General features: G+C 43.0%; 22 protein-coding genes and 1 pseudogene. 5 read left to right on the top strand and 18 right to left on the bottom strand.

Going from position 1 to position 24,235, the window contains the following annotated elements:
- Nucleotides 1-26 precede the first annotated feature (26 nt).
- Nucleotides 27-685, top strand: a pseudogene (locus tag G9G57_RS15420) (LysR family transcriptional regulator).
- Nucleotides 686-814: 129 nt separating this feature from the next.
- Nucleotides 815-1,636 carry a helix-turn-helix domain-containing protein gene (locus G9G57_RS15425; protein WP_107735183.1) on the top strand — a complete coding sequence of 274 codons (822 nt, stop codon included), beginning with the start codon at nucleotides 815-817 and terminating at the stop codon, nucleotides 1,634-1,636.
- A 36-nt stretch (nucleotides 1,637-1,672) separates the two neighbouring features.
- Here the strand turns inward: G9G57_RS15425 and G9G57_RS15430 are convergent, their stop codons facing one another.
- The gene (locus tag G9G57_RS15430) at nucleotides 1,673-2,677 is read right to left on the bottom strand and encodes an aldo/keto reductase (RefSeq protein ID WP_017426888.1); all 1,005 of its coding nucleotides are present in this window, start codon (nucleotides 2,675-2,677) and stop codon (nucleotides 1,673-1,675) included.
- Between the two features lie 433 nt (nucleotides 2,678-3,110).
- Nucleotides 3,111-3,794: a response regulator transcription factor gene (locus tag G9G57_RS15435; RefSeq protein ID WP_025364861.1), complete on the bottom strand. Its 684-nt coding sequence runs from the start codon at nucleotides 3,792-3,794 to the stop codon at nucleotides 3,111-3,113.
- Between the two features lie 264 nt (nucleotides 3,795-4,058).
- Between G9G57_RS15435 and G9G57_RS15440 the strand changes: the two genes are divergently transcribed.
- Nucleotides 4,059-4,247 (top strand): helix-turn-helix domain-containing protein, encoded by a 189-nt coding sequence (locus G9G57_RS15440; RefSeq protein WP_107735182.1) that lies wholly within the window; start codon nucleotides 4,059-4,061, stop codon nucleotides 4,245-4,247.
- Between the two features lie 56 nt (nucleotides 4,248-4,303).
- Here the strand turns inward: G9G57_RS15440 and G9G57_RS15445 are convergent, their stop codons facing one another.
- From G9G57_RS15445 to G9G57_RS15465, 5 genes are all read right to left on the bottom strand, one after another.
- A complete protein-coding gene (locus G9G57_RS15445) occupies nucleotides 4,304-5,785 on the bottom strand; it encodes a glycoside hydrolase family 5 protein (protein WP_164965169.1) in 1,482 nt (493 codons plus the stop codon).
- 559 nt (nucleotides 5,786-6,344) lie between these two features.
- Nucleotides 6,345-7,349, bottom strand: coding sequence for a LacI family DNA-binding transcriptional regulator (locus tag G9G57_RS15450; RefSeq protein ID WP_019687244.1), 1,005 nt, complete (start codon nucleotides 7,347-7,349; stop codon nucleotides 6,345-6,347).
- 223 nt (nucleotides 7,350-7,572) lie between these two features.
- Entirely contained in the window at nucleotides 7,573-8,637 is a 1,065-nt protein-coding gene (locus tag G9G57_RS15455; RefSeq protein WP_103042412.1) for a polysaccharide deacetylase family protein, read from the bottom strand.
- Nucleotides 8,638-8,911: 274 nt separating this feature from the next.
- Complete coding sequence (locus tag G9G57_RS15460) at nucleotides 8,912-10,285, bottom strand: MFS transporter (protein ID WP_045245263.1); 1,374 nt, start codon at nucleotides 10,283-10,285, stop codon at nucleotides 8,912-8,914.
- Between the two features lie 340 nt (nucleotides 10,286-10,625).
- Nucleotides 10,626-11,513: a LysR family transcriptional regulator gene (locus G9G57_RS15465; RefSeq protein ID WP_090891434.1), complete on the bottom strand. Its 888-nt coding sequence runs from the start codon at nucleotides 11,511-11,513 to the stop codon at nucleotides 10,626-10,628.
- A gap of 112 nt (nucleotides 11,514-11,625) precedes the next feature.
- On the opposite strand from G9G57_RS15465, the gene G9G57_RS15470 reads away from it, so the two are divergent.
- Nucleotides 11,626-13,011, top strand: a complete 1,386-nt coding sequence (locus tag G9G57_RS15470; protein WP_103042410.1) for an MFS transporter — start codon at nucleotides 11,626-11,628, stop codon at nucleotides 13,009-13,011.
- A 159-nt stretch (nucleotides 13,012-13,170) separates the two neighbouring features.
- On the opposite strand, the gene G9G57_RS26420 is transcribed toward G9G57_RS15470, so the two are convergent.
- From G9G57_RS26420 to G9G57_RS15500, 6 genes are all read right to left on the bottom strand, one after another.
- A complete protein-coding gene (locus G9G57_RS26420) occupies nucleotides 13,171-13,317 on the bottom strand; it encodes a DinB family protein (protein WP_158442527.1) in 147 nt (48 codons plus the stop codon).
- Entirely contained in the window at nucleotides 13,289-14,083 is a 795-nt protein-coding gene (locus G9G57_RS15480; protein ID WP_016818767.1) for an SDR family NAD(P)-dependent oxidoreductase, read from the bottom strand. Before G9G57_RS15480 ends, G9G57_RS26420 begins: the two co-directional genes overlap by 29 nt.
- A gap of 212 nt (nucleotides 14,084-14,295) precedes the next feature.
- Nucleotides 14,296-15,345 carry an AraC family transcriptional regulator gene (locus tag G9G57_RS15485; RefSeq protein WP_016818766.1) on the bottom strand — a complete coding sequence of 350 codons (1,050 nt, stop codon included), beginning with the start codon at nucleotides 15,343-15,345 and terminating at the stop codon, nucleotides 14,296-14,298.
- 264 nt (nucleotides 15,346-15,609) lie between these two features.
- The gene (locus G9G57_RS15490; RefSeq protein ID WP_044787913.1) at nucleotides 15,610-16,632 is read right to left on the bottom strand and encodes an NADH:flavin oxidoreductase/NADH oxidase; all 1,023 of its coding nucleotides are present in this window, start codon (nucleotides 16,630-16,632) and stop codon (nucleotides 15,610-15,612) included.
- Nucleotides 16,633-16,844: 212 nt separating this feature from the next.
- Complete coding sequence (locus G9G57_RS15495) at nucleotides 16,845-17,273, bottom strand: MarR family winged helix-turn-helix transcriptional regulator (RefSeq protein ID WP_016818764.1); 429 nt, start codon at nucleotides 17,271-17,273, stop codon at nucleotides 16,845-16,847.
- A gap of 255 nt (nucleotides 17,274-17,528) precedes the next feature.
- Complete coding sequence (locus G9G57_RS15500) at nucleotides 17,529-17,792, bottom strand: WGxxGxxG family protein (RefSeq protein WP_016818763.1); 264 nt, start codon at nucleotides 17,790-17,792, stop codon at nucleotides 17,529-17,531.
- A gap of 151 nt (nucleotides 17,793-17,943) precedes the next feature.
- Here G9G57_RS15500 and G9G57_RS15505 point away from each other — a divergent pair, with 151 nt between their 5' ends.
- Nucleotides 17,944-18,462, top strand: coding sequence for a DUF3231 family protein (locus G9G57_RS15505; protein WP_044787915.1), 519 nt, complete (start codon nucleotides 17,944-17,946; stop codon nucleotides 18,460-18,462).
- A 110-nt stretch (nucleotides 18,463-18,572) separates the two neighbouring features.
- Here G9G57_RS15505 and G9G57_RS15510 read toward each other — a convergent pair whose 3' ends face one another.
- The 5 genes from G9G57_RS15510 to G9G57_RS15530 all read right to left on the bottom strand — a co-directional run bounded on the left by G9G57_RS15510 (nucleotide 18,573) and on the right by G9G57_RS15530 (nucleotide 24,229).
- Nucleotides 18,573-19,637: a Gfo/Idh/MocA family oxidoreductase gene (locus G9G57_RS15510; RefSeq protein WP_044787916.1), complete on the bottom strand. Its 1,065-nt coding sequence runs from the start codon at nucleotides 19,635-19,637 to the stop codon at nucleotides 18,573-18,575.
- A 156-nt stretch (nucleotides 19,638-19,793) separates the two neighbouring features.
- A complete protein-coding gene (locus G9G57_RS15515) occupies nucleotides 19,794-20,429 on the bottom strand; it encodes a hypothetical protein (RefSeq protein WP_151256098.1) in 636 nt (211 codons plus the stop codon).
- 254 nt (nucleotides 20,430-20,683) lie between these two features.
- Nucleotides 20,684-22,285 carry an alpha-amylase family glycosyl hydrolase gene (locus tag G9G57_RS15520; RefSeq protein ID WP_044787918.1) on the bottom strand — a complete coding sequence of 534 codons (1,602 nt, stop codon included), beginning with the start codon at nucleotides 22,283-22,285 and terminating at the stop codon, nucleotides 20,684-20,686.
- Between the two features lie 194 nt (nucleotides 22,286-22,479).
- A complete protein-coding gene (locus G9G57_RS15525; RefSeq protein ID WP_013371135.1) occupies nucleotides 22,480-23,322 on the bottom strand; it encodes a carbohydrate ABC transporter permease in 843 nt (280 codons plus the stop codon).
- A gap of 28 nt (nucleotides 23,323-23,350) precedes the next feature.
- Nucleotides 23,351-24,229, bottom strand: coding sequence for a carbohydrate ABC transporter permease (locus G9G57_RS15530; protein ID WP_016818758.1), 879 nt, complete (start codon nucleotides 24,227-24,229; stop codon nucleotides 23,351-23,353).
- Between the last annotated feature and the right edge of the window lie 6 nt (nucleotides 24,230-24,235).

Here is a 24,235-nt window from a genome sequence, read left to right on the forward strand (position 1 = left end):
CTGTTATTAACGAAAGACGTGGACGTATGGAACTTCGTTATTTGATCACATTAAAAACCATTGTCGAAACAGGAGGATTTAAAAAAGCAACTGAACACTTGGGTTACGCTCAGTCTTCTGTCACGACACATATTAAGGAATTGGAATCTGAGGTCGGCAAGCCCATCTTTGATCGCTTAGGTAAGAAGGTGGTTCTAACCCATCACGGTCATCAGTTTCTCCCTTATGCACTTAAGATCATAGAACTCTACACTCAGACACTAACGACCAATGATGAACCTACCGGCAACTTGACATTAGGAATCTCAGAGTCATTAATGATCTGCCGTATTCCATCCTTGCTTGTTGAATATAGACAAATGTATCCCAAAGTCAATCTTTCTCTGAAATCTTTGGATTATCAAGATGTCTCTCATGCTGTTCAGACCGGTGAGATTGATTTCCTTGTCGCCTTGGAGAAAGAAGGCTGGGGAGCTAATGTGTTAAGAGCGGTTTAGGCATCTCCATGGTTCCTTTTTTCTCCGTTAAAGAGGAACTAGAACATAACAAGCTTCAGGGTGAAGAGGTTGGACCAGACTGTCCTGCAATATCAACATATTTGGCATATCACAAAGATAAATGGCTCTCACCTGCTATGAAGGAAATGATCAAGCTCATTAAAAGACATGCGGAGAAATGGGTCTAGTTTCCTGTGAGGGTGATATCATATGTATTTTGTAGTTATAAATTGTTCTTCTCTGTATATTGACATATCGCAAGTGACTTTCAGGATCTTATATATCATGATGTACTATTTTAGGAGGAACGCAACCAGATGGATATTTGTTACTGTTATCACGGCAAACAAGTTTGTGAACCCAGCTATTCATGGGGACCCGGCATCAAAGGACAATACAAAATCATGTTTATCCATGCGGGTAGAGGCGTTTACCAGATTGACGGTAAGACCTTTCATCTTCAGCAAGGCGAAGGATTTATCGTATACGATAACATTCTTTGTTACATGGAGGCAGACCAAACTGATCCTTGGATTTATTCTTGGATAGCCTTTTCGGGTAACGGGGTTATACCTCTATTCGAGCAGGCGCACATTTCTCCCCTTCATCCCGTATTCAGGTACTCCCCGTTGTTTTGGTTTGATTCTTATTTGGAGGAATTTTCCGCCTGCGACGTGAACCACAGCACCAGTGAACTGCGAAGACAGAGCATTTTGTTCAGGTTACTTGCCGATTGGATCGAAATGTTGGTTGCTACGAGTCAACTACTGCCCGAGGTACGGCCCAAAGACGCCTACATCCGTAAAGCGGTCGAGTTTATTCGAATGAACTATAACCAAAAAGTTTCCATTTCCGAGGTCGCACACATAGTTGGCATTGATCGTATCTATCTGTCCGTTCTTTTCAAGGAAATTCTTAATGTTTCCCCTCAGCAATACTTGTTGAACCTCCGGATGGACAAAGCAAGCGATCTGCTGGACAATTCGCAGCTGTCCATCACGGAAGTCTCCTATTCTGTTGGCTATAGCGACCCGCTGCTGTTCTCCAAAATGTTTAAAAAAGTGAAGGGACTTTCTCCATCACACTTTCGCGCAAGGCTTAAAAGAGACAGCTTAATGGGTCTTTCAAGCCTTGACTGATTTGTTCGTTTAATGAATCGTATTGTTGCTCTGACATTACCAGGGGACATCCCCGATATTATGCATAACCTGGTCGATCTCTTGAAGATCCGCTGCTGATAGCGGATCCGCATGTACTGCTAGCACGTTTTCCTCAATTTGACCTACACGGCTTGCACCGATTAGCACCGAATCGACGCCGCCTTCGCGTAGCGCCCATGTCAACGCCATTTGCGGTAGCGTCTGACCGCGGCGCTTCGCGATCGTCTCTAGCGCACGGAATTTGTTGATCCGCTCCTGAGATACGGCCTCCGGTTTCAGTGTGCGCTGGCCTGTTTTAAACTCAGTTTCCAGCTTATCGATGTATTTTCCCGTCAACTGTCCGCGACCAAGCGGGCAGAAAGCCACTGTGCCGGCTCCCACTTCAGTCAGTACGTCCTGCAATCCGTTCTCAATCCACCGGTTCAGCATTGAATACATAGGCTGGTGGACGAGCAGCGGTGTACCAAGGTTCTTAAGGATCATAGCTGCTTGCTTCGTTTCCTCCGGTCCGTAATTGGATAAACCGACATACAGTGCTTTGCCTGATTTTACAGCATGAGCAAGCGCTCCCATCGATTCCTCTAATGGGGTATCACCATCGGGACGATGATGGTAAAAGACATCGACATAGTCGAGTCCCATTCGTTGAAGGCTGCGGTCCAGGCTTGCAAGCAGGTTTTTTCTCGAACCCCACTCACCGTACGGACCAGGCCACATATAGTAGCCAGCTTTAGTTGAAATAAACAGCTCATCCCGATAAGGTGCAAGGTCTTTTTTTAAAACGTGTCCAAAGGTCTCTTCGGCCGATCCGGGAGGCGGTCCGTAATTGTTTGCCAAATCAAAGTGCGAGACACCAAGATCGAAGGCGCGTAATATCATTGCACGACTATTCTCAAACGGTTTGTCCCCTCCAAAATTTTGCCACAAGCCGAGCGAAATGGCCGGCAGCCTGACGCCGCTCCGTCCAATCCGCCGATATTTCATTTGTTCGTATCGATTTTCTTGTGCGATATAAGTCACCTGATTTCATCCTTTCTCATTCCTAGCGAAATGCTGACCTCCCACGTACCCGTTTCTTATTTTTCATTTCATGCCTCCCTCAAGACATGTCATAAGGTTGAGGACTTAACCTTAGGCAGCTCAAGTATATCTAACAATTCTTATGTATTGGAATGTCACTGTGATAGTAGTACATGTCATAATGTTATTAGATAACAGGACAGCTCCTAAAAAAGAAGCCAAGAGCGAGTAATGTGCTCTTGGCTTGCTTGAAAAGGCGCTGCATTCGACTTTGGATTTATTCTGCCAGCATAAATACCCTTGAATAGTTTCACTAGAGGAATTTGCTCGCTTTCCCGATGGTGCTCTGATATCCGACCGAAGCCAGTCTTCACATGTCGTTTACCAATAAGTTCGTGTCAATGTAAGGGCTAATTCTTGGTTTGCTTTTCACCTATTTTTCGAATTTGTATCCAATACCAAACACGGTAGTAATCAGATCGCTTGCATCCAATTTCTTGCGAAGCCTTTGTATGTGTGTATCAACAGTCCGAGTATCGCCGACAAAATCATATCCCCATACAATATCCAGCAGTTCCGAGCGTGTGAACGTTTTGCCTCGGTGATTTATCAGAGTCATAAGTAAATCAAACTCTTTCGGAGTCAAGTCAATTGGAATACCATTTTGTTTGACAAGATGTTCCTCGACAATAATTTCGATTTGTTTAAACCGAATTACTTTACTCTCCGTATTTTTTCCATTGTTTGCTTGATCTACTCTCCGGAGGATTGTCCGAATCCGAGCAATAACCTCCCTTAAATCAAAAGGCTTTGTAATATAGTCATCCGCGCCGAATTCAAGACCAAGGATTTTATCGGTGATATCCGATTTCGCGGTAATCATCAAGATCGGTATGTTATAACTTGCAGTTACTTGTTTGCAAATATCTAATCCGCTTTGATCCGGCAGCATCCAGTCAAGTAGCAAAAGATTAGGTTGAAATTGTTGAAGTTCAACCATCCCCGCTGCTCCATTTGCCGTAGTTCGCGTTTCAAACCCCTCCATTGAAAGTCCGTATGATAATAAATCTGCTATTGGTGTATCATCTTCAATAATGAGAATTTTTGCTTTATTCATCATAACCCCCGTCTTCTCTCGTTAATCCGCGATATCATAATGTTAATGATTAGTTAGGGAATAATCAACTCGGAACATAATACAGTAATCTTTGCACCTTGGACTGCAGTTCATGAAAACATCAGCCGTTTCTGGCGTTTTGTGTCACACAACGAAGGATGCCTATTTTATAACAAAGAAAAACAACCTTGCTCCAGTCCGAGGACTAAGATAAGGTTGCATTTAAAAGGAGGTTTATTGATTCTATTTATAAGCCACACGTTAATGGCATTTTTGCACAACGGACAACATACCGCCAAAACATCCAGTGAATTAAATATTCACAAAAATACGCTGCTTTACCGCGTAAATAAGATCAAAAAATTACTCAATTCCTCGCTTGATGAGGGTGACGAACTCTTCTCTTACCAGTTGCCTTTCAAAATTTTAGATTATATGTCCTCGCAGCTGTAGCCTTATTTTTCCCAACTACAAAACACGGTACTTCATGAAGATCTGTTAGGAATGTGTTATTGCAGCGTCACGTTGTCAACGTAAACGGCTGACTTACCGTTGCTGTTCTCCGAGGCAAGAAATTGTACGCCGATTTCCCTAACATCGTCAAGATTAGGTATAGATGTAAGGTTGAACGACAGCGTCGTATCTCCAGAAGAATTAATCTTGACGGCTTTGCCAGCATACCAAGCCCAACCTGATCCTGTCTTGGCATAAATCTTGGCATGGAGTCCGTCACCTGCGGAGTCCCAAGATGCATGTTTGACGGTCGCGCTTAGCGTGGTCTTACCACTTAGGTTGCGGCTTTGTGAGAGAAGCAGGTAGTGCTGGGAATTGGCAGACATGATGATATCCGCTTTAAGAGAATTACTGCCCTTGGATGACCACTCGTTTACGCTCCATGGACCATCGGATATATTCGAACCGGTCCAACCCTGCGTACTACCCTCGAAGTCATATAATGTGTGTGCGCTACTGCCACCGCAAGCCGCATTCTGCCTCCACTCGGCATATGGAGCGTGCCCAGCTAAAATGCTTTTCAGATAGTTACCTCCTGCTGTGAGACTCCCGTTCGTATTGAAAATACTGGCGCCTTCTGTCTTGTCATTAATCGCCCAGTTGGCCCATGACAGGTTATTCTGGTTCATCCAGTCAAGCCATTGGTTCGTGGAATCGTAATTAATGCCGCCGTCGCCATCCGCGTTAACAAAGCCCATCTCGGTAACAAACAGCGGGATACCCTTGCTCATTGCGTAGTTGGCTTTTTCCCGGAGCGACTGAAAATGAGATCCAGCGTAAAAGTGCAATGTATAGGCGATATTACCAGAGGATGTAATGGGGTCGTTCGCTGCCTGATCTACACTCTGAGACCAGAACGGCGTTCCAACGACAATCAGATTGTCGGAATGTTGACGAATGGCCGGGATGACTTGCTCAGCGTAACTTTTGATTGTCCCCCACGAGACTTGGGTAGGTTCGTTATAGATCTCAAAAATGACGTTATCATAGCTTCCGTATTCCTGCGCCATCCGGCTGAAGAAACTTTTGGCAGCGTTGACGTTGTTGTGCGCGTCATGTGAGTGCCAATCGATAATGACATAGATCCCCTTTGCGATTGCCGCATTGACCACGTCACGAACTTTGGACTCATCGGCCGTGTTATATGGATTTCCGCTGGGGTCCACACCATATGCCGCTCTTACGATCTCTACTTGAAATTCATCCACCATCCGATTCACCGTGGTGGTGTTCCAAAATGGACCGGACCAGTTGCTCCAGAAGAAACTCGCCCCTTTGACCATCATCGGCCGATTCGTTTTGGAGCCGTTAATCTTGTTTCCACTTGCTTTCATTTCACCGAAATAGCTTACAGGGTTTGCGCAGGCAGCTGCAGAAGCAGGCGTTGCAGGTATGACCGCTTGAAAAAGCAGCGTTAATAAGCTGAACAGTAGGATCATGGTTAACGACTTAGTGAATGAATTGAACGACATTTTCATAATTCTCTTCTCCCTTTAATATGGCATGGTTACGCGAAAAATTTCGGCAAGTAGCCCCGATATTCATCAGCATATCGGCTGGGTTCAAGAACAGTGACAGTGTACAGACTTGTTAGCGAAAACGTTTTAGATTTCAATACCAATTTTCTAGTTTTATATCTTTCACAAAAAGTATAAATTTATTGATTTCAAAGAAGAATATGAAATTTGATCAGTCGGCATCAAGTTCTTAAAGCTTTATTATCGAAAACGTTTTCGGTAATTAAGCTGAAAATGTTAGTAAAACCTCCTGCTCCCATAGATTCAACCATTAACATTCCAGGCTTGCATTGGGTTTACAACATATCGCCCTACGTCTTCCAGGTCATCACCTTCTTTCAAAATCATATCTCTTCTAGTTTCCTCCCCTCTGACGCACTATGAGGCTTTCCCTTTTGTCCATAACTCGGGAATGAAATAAGAACGAGCAGAAGAATGTTTAATTCAAGGAAACTTATGTTAAGCGCTTACATCATAATTAAAATACAATTTGTTTTTGTGTTTGTCAATTCTTAAAAAACTATTCCTTATACTGTCCTGTCGAGTCTCGTACAACCAGATCTGCCGGGACAATCTCCGTCGGCGGTGAATAATCGGGATTCTCAATCATTCGGATGAGATGCTCTCCTGCTTTCATTCCCATTAGAGTAATGTTCTGATTGATCGTCGTAAGCTTAGGCATGGTCAGCTCCGCATAAAACGTGTTGTCAAACCCAACGACGGAAATGTGCTCAGGTACTCGCTTTCCGATTTCGCGAATTGCTTCGATCGCACCGGTCGCCATATAGTCTGAAGAGCAGATCACGCCGGACGGTGCCTCCGGAAGCTGTAGCAGGCGCTTCATCGCCTTATATCCACCTTCAATGCTGTATTCCTCTACCTCAACATATTTGGCATAGTAAGGAAGATCGTTCGAGCGCAGCCCTTCCTGATACCCGGAAAATCTCGTTTGACCAACCAGACATCCCAAATCCCCGGAAATAAAGGCGATGCGTTTATGTCCAAGTTCCACCAAATGCTGAACACCTAAGTAAGCACCTCTGCGATTGTCGGCTGTTACATAGCCGGTTCTAGGTCCCAGCAGATCGGTATCAATCATCATCGTCGGCATCTCAGCCTGAAGCAGATCCAAAAAATTTTGATTAGTTCGATCGACACCAAACATGACAACTCCATCTACATTGCGGCTGATGCAATGCTTAGTGAAGGTATAATCGGGATTACTAAGATTCGGTGATAGAAAGAGCAGGTCATAACCGCTATCTTCAAGAGACTTTCTTAACCCATCAAGAAGCTCCGAAATAAAAGGATTCGTGAAGAAATCCAGCAGGAACATCCCGACCGTCCAGGAACGCTTTTTCACGAGGCTTCGGGCAACCACATTCGGCTGGTAGTTTAGCAATTCAATCGCCTTGTTTACCTTATTCCTCGTTTTGCTGCTGACATCTGAATAATTATTAATCACTTTGGATACCGTTGCCACTGATACCCCTGCTTGTTTGGCCACCTCATGGATAGATGCCACTACACTCACCCCAAACCAAAATAAACGAATTCACACACAGTTCATAACCATTTACTATATATTATACGCGATGCTCAGCCTCATAGGAAACGTTCAGTAATATCGAATAAACAAAAAAAGTCGCCAATATGGCGACTTCCAAGCGTATATGTTTTTGTCCATTGATAACAGTGACAACAAGTTTACCCTTTTCTTCTTTGTGCATTTTTAACTTCCTTTGCTTCTAGTTGATCTCCAAATAGTCAATGTATGCATCCCATGTTCCGTTTTCAGCTGTTAGAACGAGCTCAATCTCTTGATTTCCGGCTCCATGGCTGACATTGGTTAGAGTATAGACCGCGGGATTGCTCCCGCCGAAGTAGAAGGTCCCCTTTGCCTGTCCACCGATTTTTAGATCGACTCTGGCCATGTTGGAATTACTTGAAGCACCACGGAGTGAAAAATGATGGGTGCCGCTCGCAAAATATTGCGTGTACTTCACCAAATCATTGTTAGAATATAAAGCAACTCCGTTGAACGGCAAACTGATATTCCCGGTGTACTGACCGCCTTTGGTCATACTCTCGACTTCCACTTTTGTACCTGCGCTTGGAGGAGATGTAGAGCTGTCAGGCGCCACCGCGCGACCGGTGGTCGGCGAGATCATGCCAGAGCATAGGCTACGGCTCTTGAGATTTTGTGCAATCTGCGGGATCGCTTGGAGCGTCGTCTGGTACTGGTCATGCATAAGGAGCACGTCGCCGTTTTGCAACCTGTTCGCAGACGCTACGATTTGGGCCGTAGTGGCACCGTTCCAATCCTGGGAATCAACGCTCCACAGCACTTCAGTAAGAGCATTTTGGCTCTCGATGGATTTCAAGGTCGAGTTGGTCGCACCGTACGGCGGACGGAACAGCTTTGGTGCAGTTCCAGTAATCGACTGGATCGCCTGCTGCGTCCGTGTGATTTCTGACGACATTTGCGAGCTACTCAACGTAGTCATATCCGGATGCGTATAGGAGTGGTTACCGATCCACATGCCTGCGTCCGCTTGGTCCCGTACCAGAGACGGACTATTCTGCGCGTTCTGCCCGATGTTGAACATCGTTGCGCGCAAACCGGCCTGCTTCAGAGCCGCAAGCAGTTTTGTCGTGTTACTGGTATTTGGGCCATCGTCGAACGTCAAACCTACGTAACCGTTCGCGCAACTCGCATCAGCAGCACTGGCGACAGACATCATCGGTACGGAGAACAATGTACCGATAAGCATCAGAGCCATTGTGCCTTTTACTAGCTTTGCTTTAAGCATAAAAGTATCTCCTATTCATATAGTATTTGTTTTCACCAAGATTTGGACTGAAAGATTTTCCGTTTGCATTCCCCTGCTCTGCTACGGGTTTAATTGCCAAAAACAGCCACGTATCTATTAATTGTAAACGTTTACAGATAGTATTTTATCATCGAATTCTTCATATTTAACCTGCAAAGAATTAACCTTATACTATAAAATGTTTAGTTTTTTGTATAAAAAAGCTGACATCATGATGTATCAATGTCAGCTCTATAAAAATTATTATTTCCTATTAATGATCCAAGGAAGCCTTTTCTCCCTTGAACACGATCATAAAAATGGCACCGCCTGTAATTACTACAGCTAGAAGTAGTAACGTTAAATTGCTGTATAAATATGCTGCAACGTCAGTAACGATTGGGAAAATAGAAAAGTTGAACCTCAGCTGTGTAAGCAGTCCGCCTACAACTGCGATACCGATCCCTTCCGCCAAAAAGCAGGAAAAATTCAAAAAACCCATACCTGAGCCAGATTCGTCAGCACTTAGCGAGCCTGCCACAATGGTTGAGATGACCGTTTTGACAAAGGATAGTCCACCAAAAATCAAAACCAATGCTCCTGAGATGATCCAGGGGCTACGATCGGCAAAAAGTGAAACGATTAAAAGACCCGACCCCAGAAGCAATAACCCTGCAACCATGACAAAACGAGCTCCCTGCCTATCGACCAAAGAACCGCCAACGATCCCGAAAAGAATCACGCTAATCGTTCCTGGAAACAGAACACCGCCTCCAATAAGGCTTGTCGACATCTGGTGCACTTCTCTCATCATATAAGGGACCATAGACATAAATCCTGCAACGGTTCCTAGAAGTATTCCACCTACAAATACGCCGACAATAAATCTTCTCCTCTTGAATAAAGCTGGTTCTATGAAAGGTTCCTTAGCTCTTCGAATTCTCAGCACAAATCCTATGAAAAGAATGACACTGATGTTCAAATACCACCACTCGTAATGTGTCGTAAATAAAGTGAACGAAACCGTTCCAAGAACAAAGAGCAGGCCTCCCGGAACATCAAGCCCACCTTTTTTCACAGGTTCGTCAGAGAGCGTCCGTAAGAAAAACGGTAGTGTGACTAGCGTCATCATGGGCAGGAAAAACAGATAGGACCAATGTACATAGTCCGCGATCCAGCCTCCAAGTATAGGACCAAAACCTTCTCCCAAGGCAACGGTCGATCCAATCATACCAAAAGCTTTTCCTTGATGCTGCATTTCGATACTTTTGGTAACGATGACCATAATCAGCCCAGGGACGGCAGAAGCACCCGCTCCTTGGATAAATCGTGCAACAAGCAAAATCGGAAACCAGGCATGAAAAAGCAAGCCAATTAGCGATCCCCCGCCGTATATCATCATACTGATGAAAATCAGTTTTTTTACGCCGTAAATGTCCGATATTTTTCCGTAAACGGCCGTTCCTACGGCAAAAGAAAGAATGAAGCTGGTATTAACATAATTTGCAGCGGATGGCTTAATTCCAAATTGAGCGGCAATGTCGGGCAACGATACGTTGAACACCGTCTCATTCAATACGCTGAAAAATGCAAGCACGCACAGCCAAATCAAAGAATTAGGAATACGTTTCTCAATCGATTTTTCCATTATGCAAACCCCTTAAAAATGTCAGGGATTACGCAGTTTATAGGGCCAGTGATGCGTTATCCCCTTTAATTTGTGCCCTTCTTTCCACTATGTACTTCATTCTAACGCCTCCACAAAATAAAAGTAAAAATCTGTTTAATTTCAATTACCTAACCATATTATCACTAAAATAATAAAAATATCACCTGTTATTTTTGACGATAATCATTTCATGACGAGGTAAAGCAAAAACGGTTAGTTCCACTCGTTGGATAACAATGTTTAGCCTCTGCGCTATCTTATTAACGCAATCTCCTACTTATTTATTTTCAATGGTAGATCATCAAAAACATATATGGAATTAAGTTGTTTGTTTGGAAATCGTCGCAAAATATTTTACAACTATCTCGCGGAATTCCTGAGCAGCCCGCGAAATATACCGATTCCTGTTCCATAATAAAGCAATCTCCCGTATCAATTCGTGATTCTCTACCTGGAGATATTTGAGATGTTCCTGCGAATTTCGTGCCGTGCTCGGTATGAAAGCTATGCCAATTTCGGCTTCCACAAGAGTACTAAGCCTTGCAGGTTCATCCCCCTCATACACATATTTAGGCACAAATCCTTCCGACATGCATACAGAGTCCACTAAATCACGAGTACCATAGCCTCTCTTTACGCCGACAAACCATTCTTCCCTTAGCTCTGTCAAGGATACGCTATTTCGATCCGCAAGCCGATGCCCCTTTGGAACAGCTACAAGAATGGGGTCGATACATACGATTTTACATTCAATGTCATTCCCTTCTACAGGAGGTGAGGATAAGCAAAAATCAACCTCCCCTCTATGAAGAAGTGTAACCATTTCCTGCGTGGTCAGCATTTGCACATGAAATTGAATATAGGGTCGTTTTCTCCGGAACTCTCGAAGGATATTTGGCAATGTGCTTGCGGTGGTCACTGCCAATTCGAGAGTTCCGTGTTCTGGGCTGGATAAGTCGCTAAGCTCCTGCTTCCCTTGTTCTAATTCAAACAAAGCCCTTTCTGCACGGTGAAGAAATTTGCTCCCGAACTCATTCAATCGCAGTTTTCTCCCTGTTCGATCGAATAAAGGGACCCCCAGATCTTCCTCCAAGCGTTGAATCGTTTTGCTGAGCGACGATTGAGTAACGTGCAGACTTCGTGCAGCTTCTGTTACATGTTCCAAACGAGCTACAGCGAGAAAATATTGCAGTTGAAGAAGTTCCAAATCGCATCCTCCATTCATTCCCTCAAGTCAATGAGATTATAACATCAAATGCATTGGAATAAATAATCGATTTCGAGTACGATGACATTAATTCGCTATAGGGGGACCAGAAATGAGTGTTCGCAGCTGGTGGTTAATGATTTCAGTTGGTCTAGGGATACTATTGAATCCATTAAATTCTTCGATGGTTTCTGTTGCGATTCCAAGTCTGCAAAAGGTATTTCGCCTTGACTTTACAGGTGTTTCCTGGATTATTTTTTCTTTCTACATTGCAAGCAGCATCGCTCAACCTGTCATGGGCAAAGCCAGCGATTTATTCGGTCGTAGAAAGATATTTCTTACAGGTCTTGTTGTATCATTCATTGCATCATTACTAGCCCCATTGTCACCAAACTTTGGATCGCTCATCGTGTTCCGCATTGTGCAATCCATCGGAACAAGCATGATGGTTGGGGTTGGAATGGCCATTGTTCGAATCCATATTACAGAGAAACAAGCGACTGCGCTGTCTGTTTTGTCCATTTTCCTATCAGGAGCGGCAGCAATTGGACCCTTTATTGGCGGGGTTTTGATTCATTGGTGGAATTGGCCTGCCATCTTTTTCATCAATATTCCGTTTGTGGTAGCCAGCTTTCTATTGGCTTGGAGGACTATTCCTAAGGACGAATCACCAACATCCGTTGCACGCAACATGTCCTTTCGTAAATGGTTTGATTTAATTGATGCAAGAGGAATCCTGCTCTTCACATTAGGGCTGGTTGCCTTGCTCGTTGGATTACTCTCGGCAAAATCATCTGGGCATATCTCGTTAGAAAACGTCATTGTCGGGTTAATAGGCCTCGCTGCGCTGGGGGCATTCGTACGATATGAGTTAAAAGCGACGTCACCCTTTATTCCTTTACGCACGTTCGCCAAATATCCTGCGTTGACTTGGGTTAATGTCGAATTCATGTTCGTTAACGTACTCTATTACTCGCTTTTTTTCGGGCTTCCGTCCTACTTGCAAGTGGTAAGGCATGTAAGCGAGTTCCAAACAGGGATTCTCATGCTAAGCTTAGGCTTGTGCTCGCTAGCTGCTTCTCCAATAGCAGGACGATGGATTGATAAATCAGGACCCAGACCGGCATTACTGGTATCCGCAATCCTGATGACATTGGGATCTGTGTGGCTTGTAACATTAAATCCAACTTCTCCGGTGATCAGCGTGTGTTTGGCTTTGGCTGCATTCGGTATTAGCAACGGACTGAACAATGTAGGTATGCAAGCTGCCTTGTTCCAAAGTTCTCCAAAAGAAATAATCGGTGTAGCATCCGGATTGTTTAATACATCAAGATATCTGGGAACCATTTTCTCTTCATTGTTGATAGGTATCGTAATGGGAGGTAAGTTCAGCTTCGAGGGATTTCAAGTGCTTGGGATTGTCCTTACGGTAATTGCATTGACTTTGGTATTCATGAGTCGACGACGCCGGGAGTCAGGACAATTGCGAGAGTCATAGGTTCACCGTTTCTTCAAATAAACCCCTCTACTCTTTATTTAACGTTAATTTTTCAACGAAAGAGAAAGGAGTTTAGTTAAAAAACAGCCGAGCGATCGGCTGTTTTTGGTAGCGATGGGTAAGTGACAATAATTCCAGTTCACAGCCCTAATCCAGCTCTCAAATCCCTTTATGCAAAGGTAAATTAGCTTCTCTCATCAGGACAGTCATTTGCGCTCGATGGTATGCTTGATGCATTACGGTAAAACGCAGTGAAGCCCTGTTCGCAGTAAAAATATTAAAAAATAGTTGGCACCATTCCCCCATCTATACGGATTGGAGAGCCCTTAAATGCGGCTGCATAAGGACTACATACAAATGTAGCTATTCTACCTATTTCTATAGGTCTAATAAATCGTTGTATTTCGGATTGAGGCAGATTTACAGCCATAAATTGTTTCTCTTTTTCTAAAAAAGTCATACCTTCATTGGCATAAATACCCTCAATAATTTGGTGTACATTTTCAGAAAGCGTTGGTCCTGGCATAATCGTATTGACTGTAACTTCTGCTCCTATTGTTAATTTAGATAAGCTTTTTGACAGTGATAACAGCATCGATTTGGTCATACAATACTGTGGCATTTGCCCTGAAGGCATGATTGCTTCTTCACTCGCAATAAAAATAATACGGCCATAATTGTTTTTCAACATTTTAGGTAAATAAAATTTCGATAATCCGTTTGCAGCAAGAACATTAGTACGGAAATATTTTTCCCATACTTCATCGTCAACGTCTTCATATTGCATAATTTCATAAATCCCCATATTATTCACTAAGATATCGATATTGGGGTATTTTTCAAACAAAACCTCCCTCTGCTCCAGATCCACAATATCGGCTGTAGCATTTTGAGGAAAGGTCGTTGGAAAATTTGATTTTATTTCATTTACAGTTTGTTCTACCTCTTCATTATTCCGTCCATTAATAAGTACATTCACACCTTCTTTGGCAAGCTCAATGGCTATTGCTTTACCTATACCTTTCGTAGACCCTGTAACTAAAGCTGTTTTATTGTTTAATCCCATATCCATAATACTTTCCTCCCTCTCATTCGTTTATCTTTGCTGGCAAGCGAATTCTTAGCTTATTTTAAAACAACCTTAAGCTCTGGTATCTGATTATATTACCTTGGGCAGCAATGCTCAGTAACTAGCATATTGCGCCAAAGTTCTTGTTTAACACGCCAGATGAATAAGGTCAGTAATTACAAGCTCTCTGTAGAATGAATGGAGTTGGGAAACTATTAATAGATAGTCGATCTTCCTAGCGGTTCTTTTGATATCGAGTTGGTATCTAAATGTGTAGTGCGCCAATTTGAAGGAGTATTCCCTTCCCAAAGACGAAAAGCGCGGTAAAATGAGTTCTGGTCTTCATATCCAATCAAAAAGGCCACTTCTTTTATATCAAGCGAGGGATCTGCCAAGTATTCTAGTGCCTGCTCATGTCTAGCTTGTGTTAACAGTTGTTTAAAGCTCGTATTGTCGTCAGTAAGCCGGCGCTGCAAGGTACGATCGCTCATTCTGAGCTCCTTCGCCACAGCCTGAATGTCGGGGCGTCCTCTGGTGAGGCTACGTTTTATAATCCATTTGACCGCCTCAGTAATTGAGCGGCTGCACTGTTCATCCAGCGACCGGTCCAGAGCGGGTGTGAGAATCTCTAACAACTCTTGGTTGTATGAGACAAAAGTTCGGTCCAAATCTCTTCGATATAACGTCAATCGATTACATTTTGCACCAACCTGGACACTACACCCAAAATAAGCTTCAAGAGCCTGCACATCTCCCATGGATTGCGAAAATTCTACGAGCTGCGCCGTCAAAGGTTGACCAGTGCCTCGGCGCCCAAGCTCCAGAAGACATGCAAGTGTAATACCCGTCAGCATCGGTGGACCGGGCTGTTTGGTATATAGCCATTCCAGTTCTATGGTACAGTGCTCCCCCTCCTCAGTCACACGTAAGGTTTCGGGAGGACATAGTTGTTTGTACCGAGCCATTCGGTTTAGAGCGTCGCGGTAGTCACGAGCGTGGTAAGTCGCTAAGACGGTCGGTGGGTACTTCGCTGTCTCAAAGACAGTTGCAAGCTTAACGATTCCTTTTGCAGTGTCACCAATGAGATCGGAATATGCCTGCCAGATCGCGAGATATTGTACGCTTGTGACTACGGGCTCATGAATAATGGTGAGCGGCAGTCTTGCTTTACAAGCTACGTCGTGAGCGGAAATTCCTAATTGATACAAACCTGTCCAAAATCCTGGTGGAATTTTAATATGGTCAGAAGTATGAGACTTCTTCATACATAGAGACCTCCTTTATTACTTCCATTTTACTTACTAATTGCACTCTCTGATCATTCCAGTATAGTGAATTTTGTTAATATATGCTTACTGAATGTTTGACCACCATAAATAAAAAAGCAACCGGCATACCGGTTGCTTTTGAGTCATTTCTACTTCCAAGTTTATTTTTAAGAACACCAGGGTGTATCAACGTGTATGTTAAATTACTATGTTAAAGTATCCTATATTCATAACACCTGGCAGAATAGGAAGGTTTTGTATCTAAAAACCTGTAGTATACTGTTTCGGGATCGTTGTCTCTTTTTTCAAGTTTGTTGCGGCCTCAAGAGCCCAGTAAGGATTTCTTAACATTCCTCTCCCGACAGCCACAAGATCTGCGTCCTCATTTCCTACTACAGCATTAGCCAGGATCGGATCATCGAGTCTTCCGACTGCAATGACCGGAACTTCAAGTGCTTGTCTGATTTCTCGAGCAAGCGGCACCTGGTATGCTGCGTGACTACCTGGTCTACCCCACGCAGCGATAGGTCCTTCACCGCCTGAAGAAATATCAAAAATATCTACTCCTGCTTGTTGATATTCTTTGGCAAAAGAAATGCTATCTTGAATATCGTATCCGCCTTCTACGTATTCTTTAGCGGAAATGCGCATGATAAGCGGCATGTCTTCCGGCATCTCTGCCTTGGCTGCCTGAATAACTTCTCGACCAAATTTCAGGAGATCTTTCCCGTATTCATCATCTCTTTGGTTGGTAAGAGGCGAATGAAATTGATGGATTAAATATCCGTGAGCTCCATGTATTTCAATGGCATCAAATCCGGCCTTCACAGCACGTGCTACAGCGCCGCGGAACTTCTCCACCATTTCTTTAACTTCTTGTGTTGAAAGTGCTCTAGGTAATGTAGATTTCTCATCAAATGGAATAGCGGACGGAGCAACAGGCACTTCAGCATCTTCTGCTTTACGTCCAGCATGAGCAATTTGAATACCTACTTTTGCTCCATAACTATGGCAGGCATCTACAATTCTTTTCAATGCAGGAATTTGCTCATCAGACCACAATCCCAGGTCAAAGTCAGAAATACGTCCATCTGGTTCTACATCAGTCATTTCAACTATAATGAATCCAGTTCCACCAATGGCACGACTTACATAGTGCATAAAATGCCAATCAGTAGCTATACCATCTTTCTTGTCAACAGAATATTGACACATTGGAGGCATGACGACCCGGTTCTTTAATTCCAAGTCTTTAAATTTATAAGGACTAAATAAATCTTTCATTAAGAAAGACCCCTTTCTAGGTTTTATAGTAAACATATTATATGCATGCACATGCATATAATACAGCATGCATTTTTTATTTGTCAACTACCGTTTAAACTATGCATTTACGTAAATAAAGGCCCAGAGATTGTATTCTCTAGACCTAGGGTTAAATTTTACTCTATTCAGACATTAAATTTCGTATTAAGTTTTAATTTTAAATGAAAGAATTATATTTTTTCAATGAGTGATTGTAATTTTTGCTTCAACTCATCTTTTGAAAGAGCCGACTCCAAAATTTGGTTGAAGGTTTCGAGCGCTCTGTCAAACTTCTTTTCCCCAAAATCGGTCATGCTTGTATAGATTCCCCGACGATCATCTTCACATATATGTCTTTGCAAAGCTCCGCAGCTTTTTGCTTCCATTCTGACTACCAGTCTAGATAATGCACTTTGGCTTAACCCAACCATCTCTTGTAAATGCTGTAATCTTAATTTCTTTTCCTCGGTTTGAGATAAGAAATACAGAACCAAAAATTCATTTAAGGATAAACTATAGTTTTCTTGAAGTGCATGTTCCAATTCATCGTTTATGTTCGATTGGAGTTTAGTAAGGGACAGCCAAATATTTAAAAGTTCGATAGTATTGTTGTTATGCATTTCGACTCACCCGTTCTATTCTAAAGTATAAATAACACATATTATAGAAGTCATTATAGGGAATAATTAATTCTATCAGGGTTACTGGAAATGGTCAAAACCCTTAAGAACAGATAGAGGTTATAAAAAATCCTTTCTGAAGCAGTGACTTAAGTGGTCAACACAAAAACACCTTTCAAAATCGGCCTCCATATTTAGAAATGGAAGCATTCTCCTGAAGGTGTTTTTGTTTTGAAACCCATTGTAGTTTACTAATTATTTATGGTCAGATACTCTTTTGCGCATTCCAGCCAGTCCCAGTAACCCAAGTAAGCCAATCCATCCCCAATCCATATCGTTGTCATTATCTACGGCGTTTGCTCGTACACTGTTAGCGTTGTAGGTTGAATTGTTGTTGTGATAAGCATTATTAGCTGTGTCATTGGCCACATCTACATTTGCACTTTGTGCTGATGAAGGAACGACTAAAGCTGCAAAGAAGAACATGGAAGCTACAGCAGTGACTATTTGTTTTTTCATAAAAAGGAATCCTCCCTGAAAGTGTGATGCATATAATTTCTCCAAAAAACTGCTCCTTATTCCATTGTGTATTTACAAATTTATTTGGATACTTTTAATCATTAATTGGAACTATAAGATCGGTGTAAAAAATATTAAAGGAGCGGTTATGATGGGAATATTAAGTGGAAATCCAAAAGATGAACCAATGCACTATGGTGAAATTTCCGGTGTTTGGCAATTTTCATTGGCCGCAAAAGGAGCTCTGTCTTTCTACCAAGCATTCCTGAATCATGCAGGAGATAAGGATTTGAAAAAAATATTGGATGCACTCATTGATCAAGCGAAACTTGAAATTAAAGAGTGTGATACACTCCTTACTGATAATGGGATTGCTCCAGCGCCAGTCTTACCAGAAAGACCTCCAGTGAAACTTGAAGATATTCCTGTTGGTGCGCGCTTTACTGACCCGGAGATTGCTGCTAAAATTGCGTCTGATACCTCATTGGGACTGGTGGCTTGTAGTCAAGTGATGGGGCAATCCATTAGAGAGGATATAGGGGCCTTGTTTGCAAAATATCATGCTACCAAAACAGCTTTAGGAGTTAAGATTCTTCAAATGACTAAAGAAAAAGGATGGCTGGTGCCTCCTCCCCTTCAAGTGAAAAGACCTGAAGCTGTTGAAGTTTAAAAATAGATTAAATCGCTTCTAGCCATATTCAGAACAGATTGAAAGTTAAAACAATAACCCCCATTATCCTCAATATGAGGACAATGGGGGTTAGATTTGTTTACAATTCGTTAAATATCTCTTCGAATCACGCTTTTGTTCGCTGCCGCCTCAAAAATCGTCTCAATCAGCACCAGTACACGGTGCACTTCTTCGCTTTTGATCGCAAGCTCGGCTTTTCCTTCAATGGTGGAGACAAAATTTTCGTAAAAGCTTTCTGCAGCAGCAGGTATTTTCTCAATCGGGAACTTAAGGGTGGATTCCTCAGACGGAGGTGCCATCGTTTTCGTCAACCCTTGACCTGCTTGAATCGGTTTGGGTTCCACGTGAGCGACATCTGGATTCCGAGTGACAATCTCTCCGCTCAGATCCCAATCCTTGATCACTGCGGTTCCTTCGGTTCCTTTAACATACCAACGCGGCAACTTTACGTAATTCGTTGTACCTACTTCAATGACCGCTGTAAGACCGTCCTTAAACTCAATGAAGCTACTAAAGCCGTCATCCACTTCTGTCCCCAAAATATAACTTAAGGTAGCGGTCACGCTTTCGATTTGACTGTCCGTAATCTGAAGTAGCTGATCCAACAGATGCACTCCCCAATCCAGCAGCATTCCTCCACCATACGCCTTCAATTGCCGCCAATCGCCTGGAATGCCGTTAGCTCCCTGAACCCGCGATTCCAGATGGAAAAGATCGCCAACAGTCTTCTTACTGATTATATCTTTGACAATACGGAAGTCTTCATCCCATCTGCGATTCTGATGTACTGTAAACAGACGATTTTCTTGCTTGGCCACCTCGACAATATCTAAGAAATCTGCGCTCGTGATCGTAACGGGCTTTTCACAAATAACATGTTTGCCAGCTTGCAATGCTTGGATCGCAATTTCTTTATGAACGTCATTAGGCGTTGCTATTAATACAATATCTACGTCCTGATCGCCGAGAACGGCATCTAGACTGGCATAGGTTTTATAGCCGGCTGCTGCAGCCAATTCCATCCGATAATCGACAATATCATATACACCGCCAATGGCAAGCTGCTCAATAGGTTCAATTAATTGAACATGGTAGCTTCCCATACCTCCATAACCAATAATAACTACATTGTATTTCCGATTGTCCATTTTCATTTTCCTTCCACTCCTAAATTGAGCCACCACCTATCAAACGGTTGCTCACGGATCGAATTCAATTGTAAATCGGTTACTGCCATGCAGGTCATCCGTAAGATGTTATTGCATACGCTTTCATTATAAAGGAAATCTTTCCCCAAAAAAAGGGGGATATTAAGATCTAGGGGATTCAGTATTGGATAAATACTCACTCAAGATTTCCTGCATTGACTTCTTTGAATTTTGAAACTGTTTTATTCGATGACCATTAGCACCAGACGGGTGAGGGAACCCCCACAGAATTTTCTTTTCTTGAATTTTCTGTTCATCAAGCAAGCGACGAAGAACGGTCTCGACTGACTTTCCTAATGGAATAATAAGTGGATAATCCAAACATTCTAATTCAGGAAGAAAAGACTCAAGCACTGACCCATACAAAAAAGCATGATTAATCATGGAAGGTTGATGTCCATTGTAATTCTCTTTATTTACGAAGACTGGAAAACGAATTAAGGAAGTTGTATGTAACAACGAGCAATCTGAATCAAATAGTTTACGTACATGCGACACTTTCAAAAAATCATGCAATCCTATTTCTTGAAGCATATTTATTAAGTTGTCTCGCATGGAACCGGCCATCCTTGCTGCAAATTTGGCTTTTTTACAAGCTTCCTCATATGACTGTTGATCCTTCAAAGTTACTATGGCAGTTCGAAAGGCAATTTCCATCTGCTGCCAACCGGGTGTAATACCAACTAGCATTACTTTCGCGGAAGAATTGATATATTCATTATGCGGGGAATAGAACATTTCAACGTCTCCCGAAGACTTTAATTTGAAATCATTAATCAGCAATTCGTATTTAGAATACTTTTGCTTTACCGGTAACGAATTCATCACAGCAACTATACGCTTTTGATGAGTGGAACAGATCAGGTTGCATCCTCCTTACGAGCTTATATTTGAGTATATATTACAGTTTTACAAGAGGGGTGTTCTTCACACCCCCCACATGTATTTACCAATAAATATCCATGCTTATTGTGGCTGTAAGTTTGCGTAGCTCAGCTCTTTCTATCTTCTTGGGTAATTAAAGAACTGTAAGCGGGAATCGTCACCGTTTCTTTCCTTACTTTAGCATCCTTTGAGGTAGAGAAAACCACTTTCCGCTTTTCCTTATCTCGATCTTTCATCTGGATGGTAACCGGCTCTCCTGACAGATTATGATATACATACAATGTTTCTTTGCCTGAAGAACGTTTGTATGCCGTCACGCTGGCAGAACCTGCTTGGATCGGCTCTAGACTGTCGCTGCGAAGAGCCTCATGTTCTTCCCTCAGACGGATAAGCGTGCGGTAGCTTTCCAGCAGAGAATCATTGTCCCGCAACTGCGCTTCCACCGATACTTCGCCTTTGTTGTATTTGGGTTCCTCCCACTTTGTTTGACCGAGGCCTTCTCCCTTGTACCAGCGCATAGGCTCTCGAAGATACTCATCGGGCTTCTCTCCCTTCATGCCGATCTCTTCCCCATAATAGAGAAACGGCTGACCCGGCAACGTCAAAAGAATGGATGCAGCCAGCTTGGCTTTTCGTACATCCCCGCCCAGCTCGCTCATAACTCGGGTTTGGTCATGATTGCTTAAAAATGGAGCATCGAGTGCCGCCTTATTGTATGATTTGTACAGCTTCAGCGTTTTCTCGGAGAATGTAGCAATACCTTGATCTCGACCGTTTTTCACAGAGTTCAATATCGTTCCGCCCAGGTCAAAATTAAACAGAGAGTGGAGCGATTCGTAATAAGGAGCTATTGTCTCCGGTTTATCCCATACCTCTCCTGCCAGATATACGTTTGGATTTATCTTTTCCATCTCGGAACGGAATTCATTCCACCACGCAATGTTTTTATCGGCACCGTCCTTCGTTTGCCCTTTAAAAATATGCATCGCCGCATCAAGCCGGAAGCCGTCTGCACCTTGCTGTAGCCAATACTTACCGACTTTGATCATTTCCTTGCGGACTTCGGGATTATCAAAATTCAGATCCGGCATCCCGGACCAGAAGGTACCGTAAAAATACCCTTCGCCATTCGGATTCTTATGCCATACCTGCTGGCCCCATGATCCCTTTTCATCCAGGTTTGTATTCTCATCAGCCCATACGTAATAGTCATGGTATTTGCTTTGCGGGTTGGCACTAGCCTCCTTGAACCAAGGGTGCTCGCTACTTGAATGATTGATAACAAGGTCAATGATCACCTTGACACCTTTTCTTTTTGCTTCTTTCGTCAAGGTGCGGAAATCATTCAGATTCCCGTACTGCGGGTCCACTTGATAGTAGTCAGTTACATCATATTTATGGTAGCTTGGAGACGGATTCAGTGGCATGAGCCAGAGGCCGCTGACCTGCAAATCCTTACCCGAACGGGGATTGCCGTCGTTTAAGTAATCAAGCTTTTGCGTAATACCTTTTAAATCACCATGTCCGTCCCCGTTCGAATCATAAAAAGAATTGATATAAATTTCGTAAAACACGCCGCTTCCAGCAGAATTCGGAGGCTTATGCCCGTTCATATCCTGCTCGGCCATTGCACTTGAGGCGAACATCGTGAGCATAGGCACCGTTAACAGGATCGTGGACCATTTTCTTAAGCGTTTGTTACGAGTCAAAACATATCAGCTCCTTTAATTGTTATGGGTGCGCCTTCATTATAAAGAAAAACCACCCAAAAAAAGGGGATATTATTATCTATTATAGTGGAAAATATCGATTTTATTGTTTGATGTCTGTATCGAACAAACTGCCTGGGTTAGAGGATCTTTTTCTGATCCTTAACCCAGGCAGTTTGCTTGCAAGTCTATTTTTATCCTTTTACAGCGGAACCTACCGTCATCGCCCGCTCCACTTGTTCACTCAAGAACAGATACACGAGTACCATCGGTAAGGAGGCAATAGTCATAACAGCCCCCATGGCTCCCCAATCTGTACTATAAGAACCTTGGAAGAAAAGCAAGCCTAGCGGCAATGTCTTCATATTTTCATCAGAAATGAGAATATAGGCCAAAGTGAACTCATTCCAGTTGTTCAAAAATTGAAAAATGGCTACAGTTGCAATTGCAGGTAATGCAAGGGGTACAATGATTTTCAGGAACAGTCTATAAATATTAGCTCCATCCATGCATGCTGCCTCTTCTATCTCCTTAGGGATTCCTGTAAGGAACCCATAGAAAATCATGGACGAGAAAGGAAGGCCAATTGCGATATAAGGAAGAATAAGAGCTCCATACGTATTCGTTAGATTAAAATCGCGAACCAGAATCGCCAGCGGTATCATGATAACCTGAAGTGGCATAAACATTCCTATGGTCATATAAGTCCGGACAGTAGAACGAAATCTCCACCTCATACGAGCCACTGCGAAGGCAAACATCAGAGCTAGTAAAAGGATAAACAGAGTCGAAATCGTTGATACGACCAGACTGTTCAGAAAGTAACGGGGAATATTAAATTGTGTCCAGGCATTAATATAATTTTCGTATCGAAAATGCGTTGGCAGTCCAAATGGGTTAGAGACGAAGATCTCATCGTTGTTCTTTAACGAGTAGGATACCATCCAAAACAACGGGTAGACCGAAACAATTAGATACAACCACAGTGGTATCTGCAGGGCAGCATGTCTGAACTTGCTCAAAGCGGTTTTACTCATTTCGTTCTCCTTTTCAATACACGCCTCATCAGGCGGTTTGTCCGCGGTCGAACAGCTTATTGATAACTACAGTTGCCAATAACGAGATTAATACAAGCAGCACGGATACAGCACACGCATAACCATAGTTGCTCTCCATAAAAGCATAGCGATAAATCATGAATGTCATTGTGTAGTTTGTAGTGCCGGGCCCACCATTTGTCATAATCAGCATCTGCACAAACGCCCCTATTCCAGAGGTTATCGCGATAATGAAGCAAAATTTGTATGTTTCCCTCATTAAAGGAAGCGTAACATGCAGATGCGCTTTCCATTTGCTGCAACCGTCAATTGTGGCCGCCTCAAAGTAGTCTTCGGGTATTGACTTAACTCCCGCATATAACAACGAGAATTGGTATCCCATAAACTGCCAGGCATTAACAAAGGCGATGGCAATAATGGATGTTGTTGGGGAGCTCAACCAATTTTGCTGATACGGGATGTTCAAGAGTTCAAACAGTCGGTTGATTAATCCGTTGGTTGGATCGTAGATTGCAATCCATAGCTGGCACACCACGGTTACCGATAGGACAACTGGGATAAAATAAGCCGTTTTCAGTATTTTCCGCCCGCGTGTACGTGGGTCCGCACAGATTAGTGCCAATATCGTTCCCAGTCCGATCTGAAAGACTGCCAGTACAATCGCAAAGATCAATCCGTTCTTAAGCGAAGTCCCAAGTAGAGGATCGGAGAATAATTCTCGGTAATTATTCAATCCCGAAAAGGTCAGCGTACTAAGACCATCCCAATCATAAAAGCTGCGAAGAACGGTTTGCAAAACAGGATAGATTAGAATCACGCTATACAGTATCAAAGCAGGGAGGAGAAACAGTGCGAGCGCCGGTTTGTTCCCCAAATATTTATTCATGTCTTG

The organism is Paenibacillus sp. EKM211P (assembly GCF_011066175.1).
Lineage (GTDB): Bacteria > Bacillota > Bacilli > Paenibacillales > Paenibacillaceae > Paenibacillus > Paenibacillus polymyxa.

Bases quoted from the DNA above. Each gene is read 5' to 3' on its own strand.
- G9G57_RS15505 (WP_044787915.1), top strand. From the start codon at position 17,944: ATGGGAATATTAAGTGGAAATCCAAAAGATGAACCAATGCACTATGGT.
- G9G57_RS15440 (WP_107735182.1), top strand. From the start codon at position 4,059: ATGGCATTTTTGCACAACGGACAACATACCGCCAAAACATCCAGTGAA.
- G9G57_RS15500 (WP_016818763.1), bottom strand. From the start codon at position 17,792: ATGAAAAAACAAATAGTCACTGCTGTAGCTTCCATGTTCTTCTTTGCA.
- G9G57_RS15480 (WP_016818767.1), bottom strand. From the start codon at position 14,083: ATGGATATGGGATTAAACAATAAAACAGCTTTAGTTACAGGGTCTACG.
- G9G57_RS15490 (WP_044787913.1), bottom strand. From the start codon at position 16,632: ATGAAAGATTTATTTAGTCCTTATAAATTTAAAGACTTGGAATTAAAG.
- G9G57_RS15510 (WP_044787916.1), bottom strand. From the start codon at position 19,637: ATGAAAATGGACAATCGGAAATACAATGTAGTTATTATTGGTTATGGA.
- G9G57_RS15460 (WP_045245263.1), bottom strand. From the start codon at position 10,285: ATGGAAAAATCGATTGAGAAACGTATTCCTAATTCTTTGATTTGGCTG.
- G9G57_RS15425 (WP_107735183.1), top strand. From the start codon at position 815: ATGGATATTTGTTACTGTTATCACGGCAAACAAGTTTGTGAACCCAGC.
- G9G57_RS15515 (WP_151256098.1), bottom strand. From the start codon at position 20,429: ATGTTCTATTCCCCGCATAATGAATATATCAATTCTTCCGCGAAAGTA.
- G9G57_RS15485 (WP_016818766.1), bottom strand. From the start codon at position 15,345: ATGAAGAAGTCTCATACTTCTGACCATATTAAAATTCCACCAGGATTT.
- G9G57_RS15495 (WP_016818764.1), bottom strand. From the start codon at position 17,273: ATGCATAACAACAATACTATCGAACTTTTAAATATTTGGCTGTCCCTT.
- G9G57_RS15445 (WP_164965169.1), bottom strand. From the start codon at position 5,785: ATGAAAATGTCGTTCAATTCATTCACTAAGTCGTTAACCATGATCCTA.
- G9G57_RS26420 (WP_158442527.1), bottom strand. From the start codon at position 13,317: ATGGGGGAATGGTGCCAACTATTTTTTAATATTTTTACTGCGAACAGG.
- G9G57_RS15470 (WP_103042410.1), top strand. From the start codon at position 11,626: ATGAGTGTTCGCAGCTGGTGGTTAATGATTTCAGTTGGTCTAGGGATA.
- G9G57_RS15525 (WP_013371135.1), bottom strand. From the start codon at position 23,322: ATGAGTAAAACCGCTTTGAGCAAGTTCAGACATGCTGCCCTGCAGATA.
- G9G57_RS15455 (WP_103042412.1), bottom strand. From the start codon at position 8,637: ATGCTTAAAGCAAAGCTAGTAAAAGGCACAATGGCTCTGATGCTTATC.
- G9G57_RS15530 (WP_016818758.1), bottom strand. From the start codon at position 24,229: ATGAATAAATATTTGGGGAACAAACCGGCGCTCGCACTGTTTCTCCTC.
- G9G57_RS15435 (WP_025364861.1), bottom strand. From the start codon at position 3,794: ATGAATAAAGCAAAAATTCTCATTATTGAAGATGATACACCAATAGCA.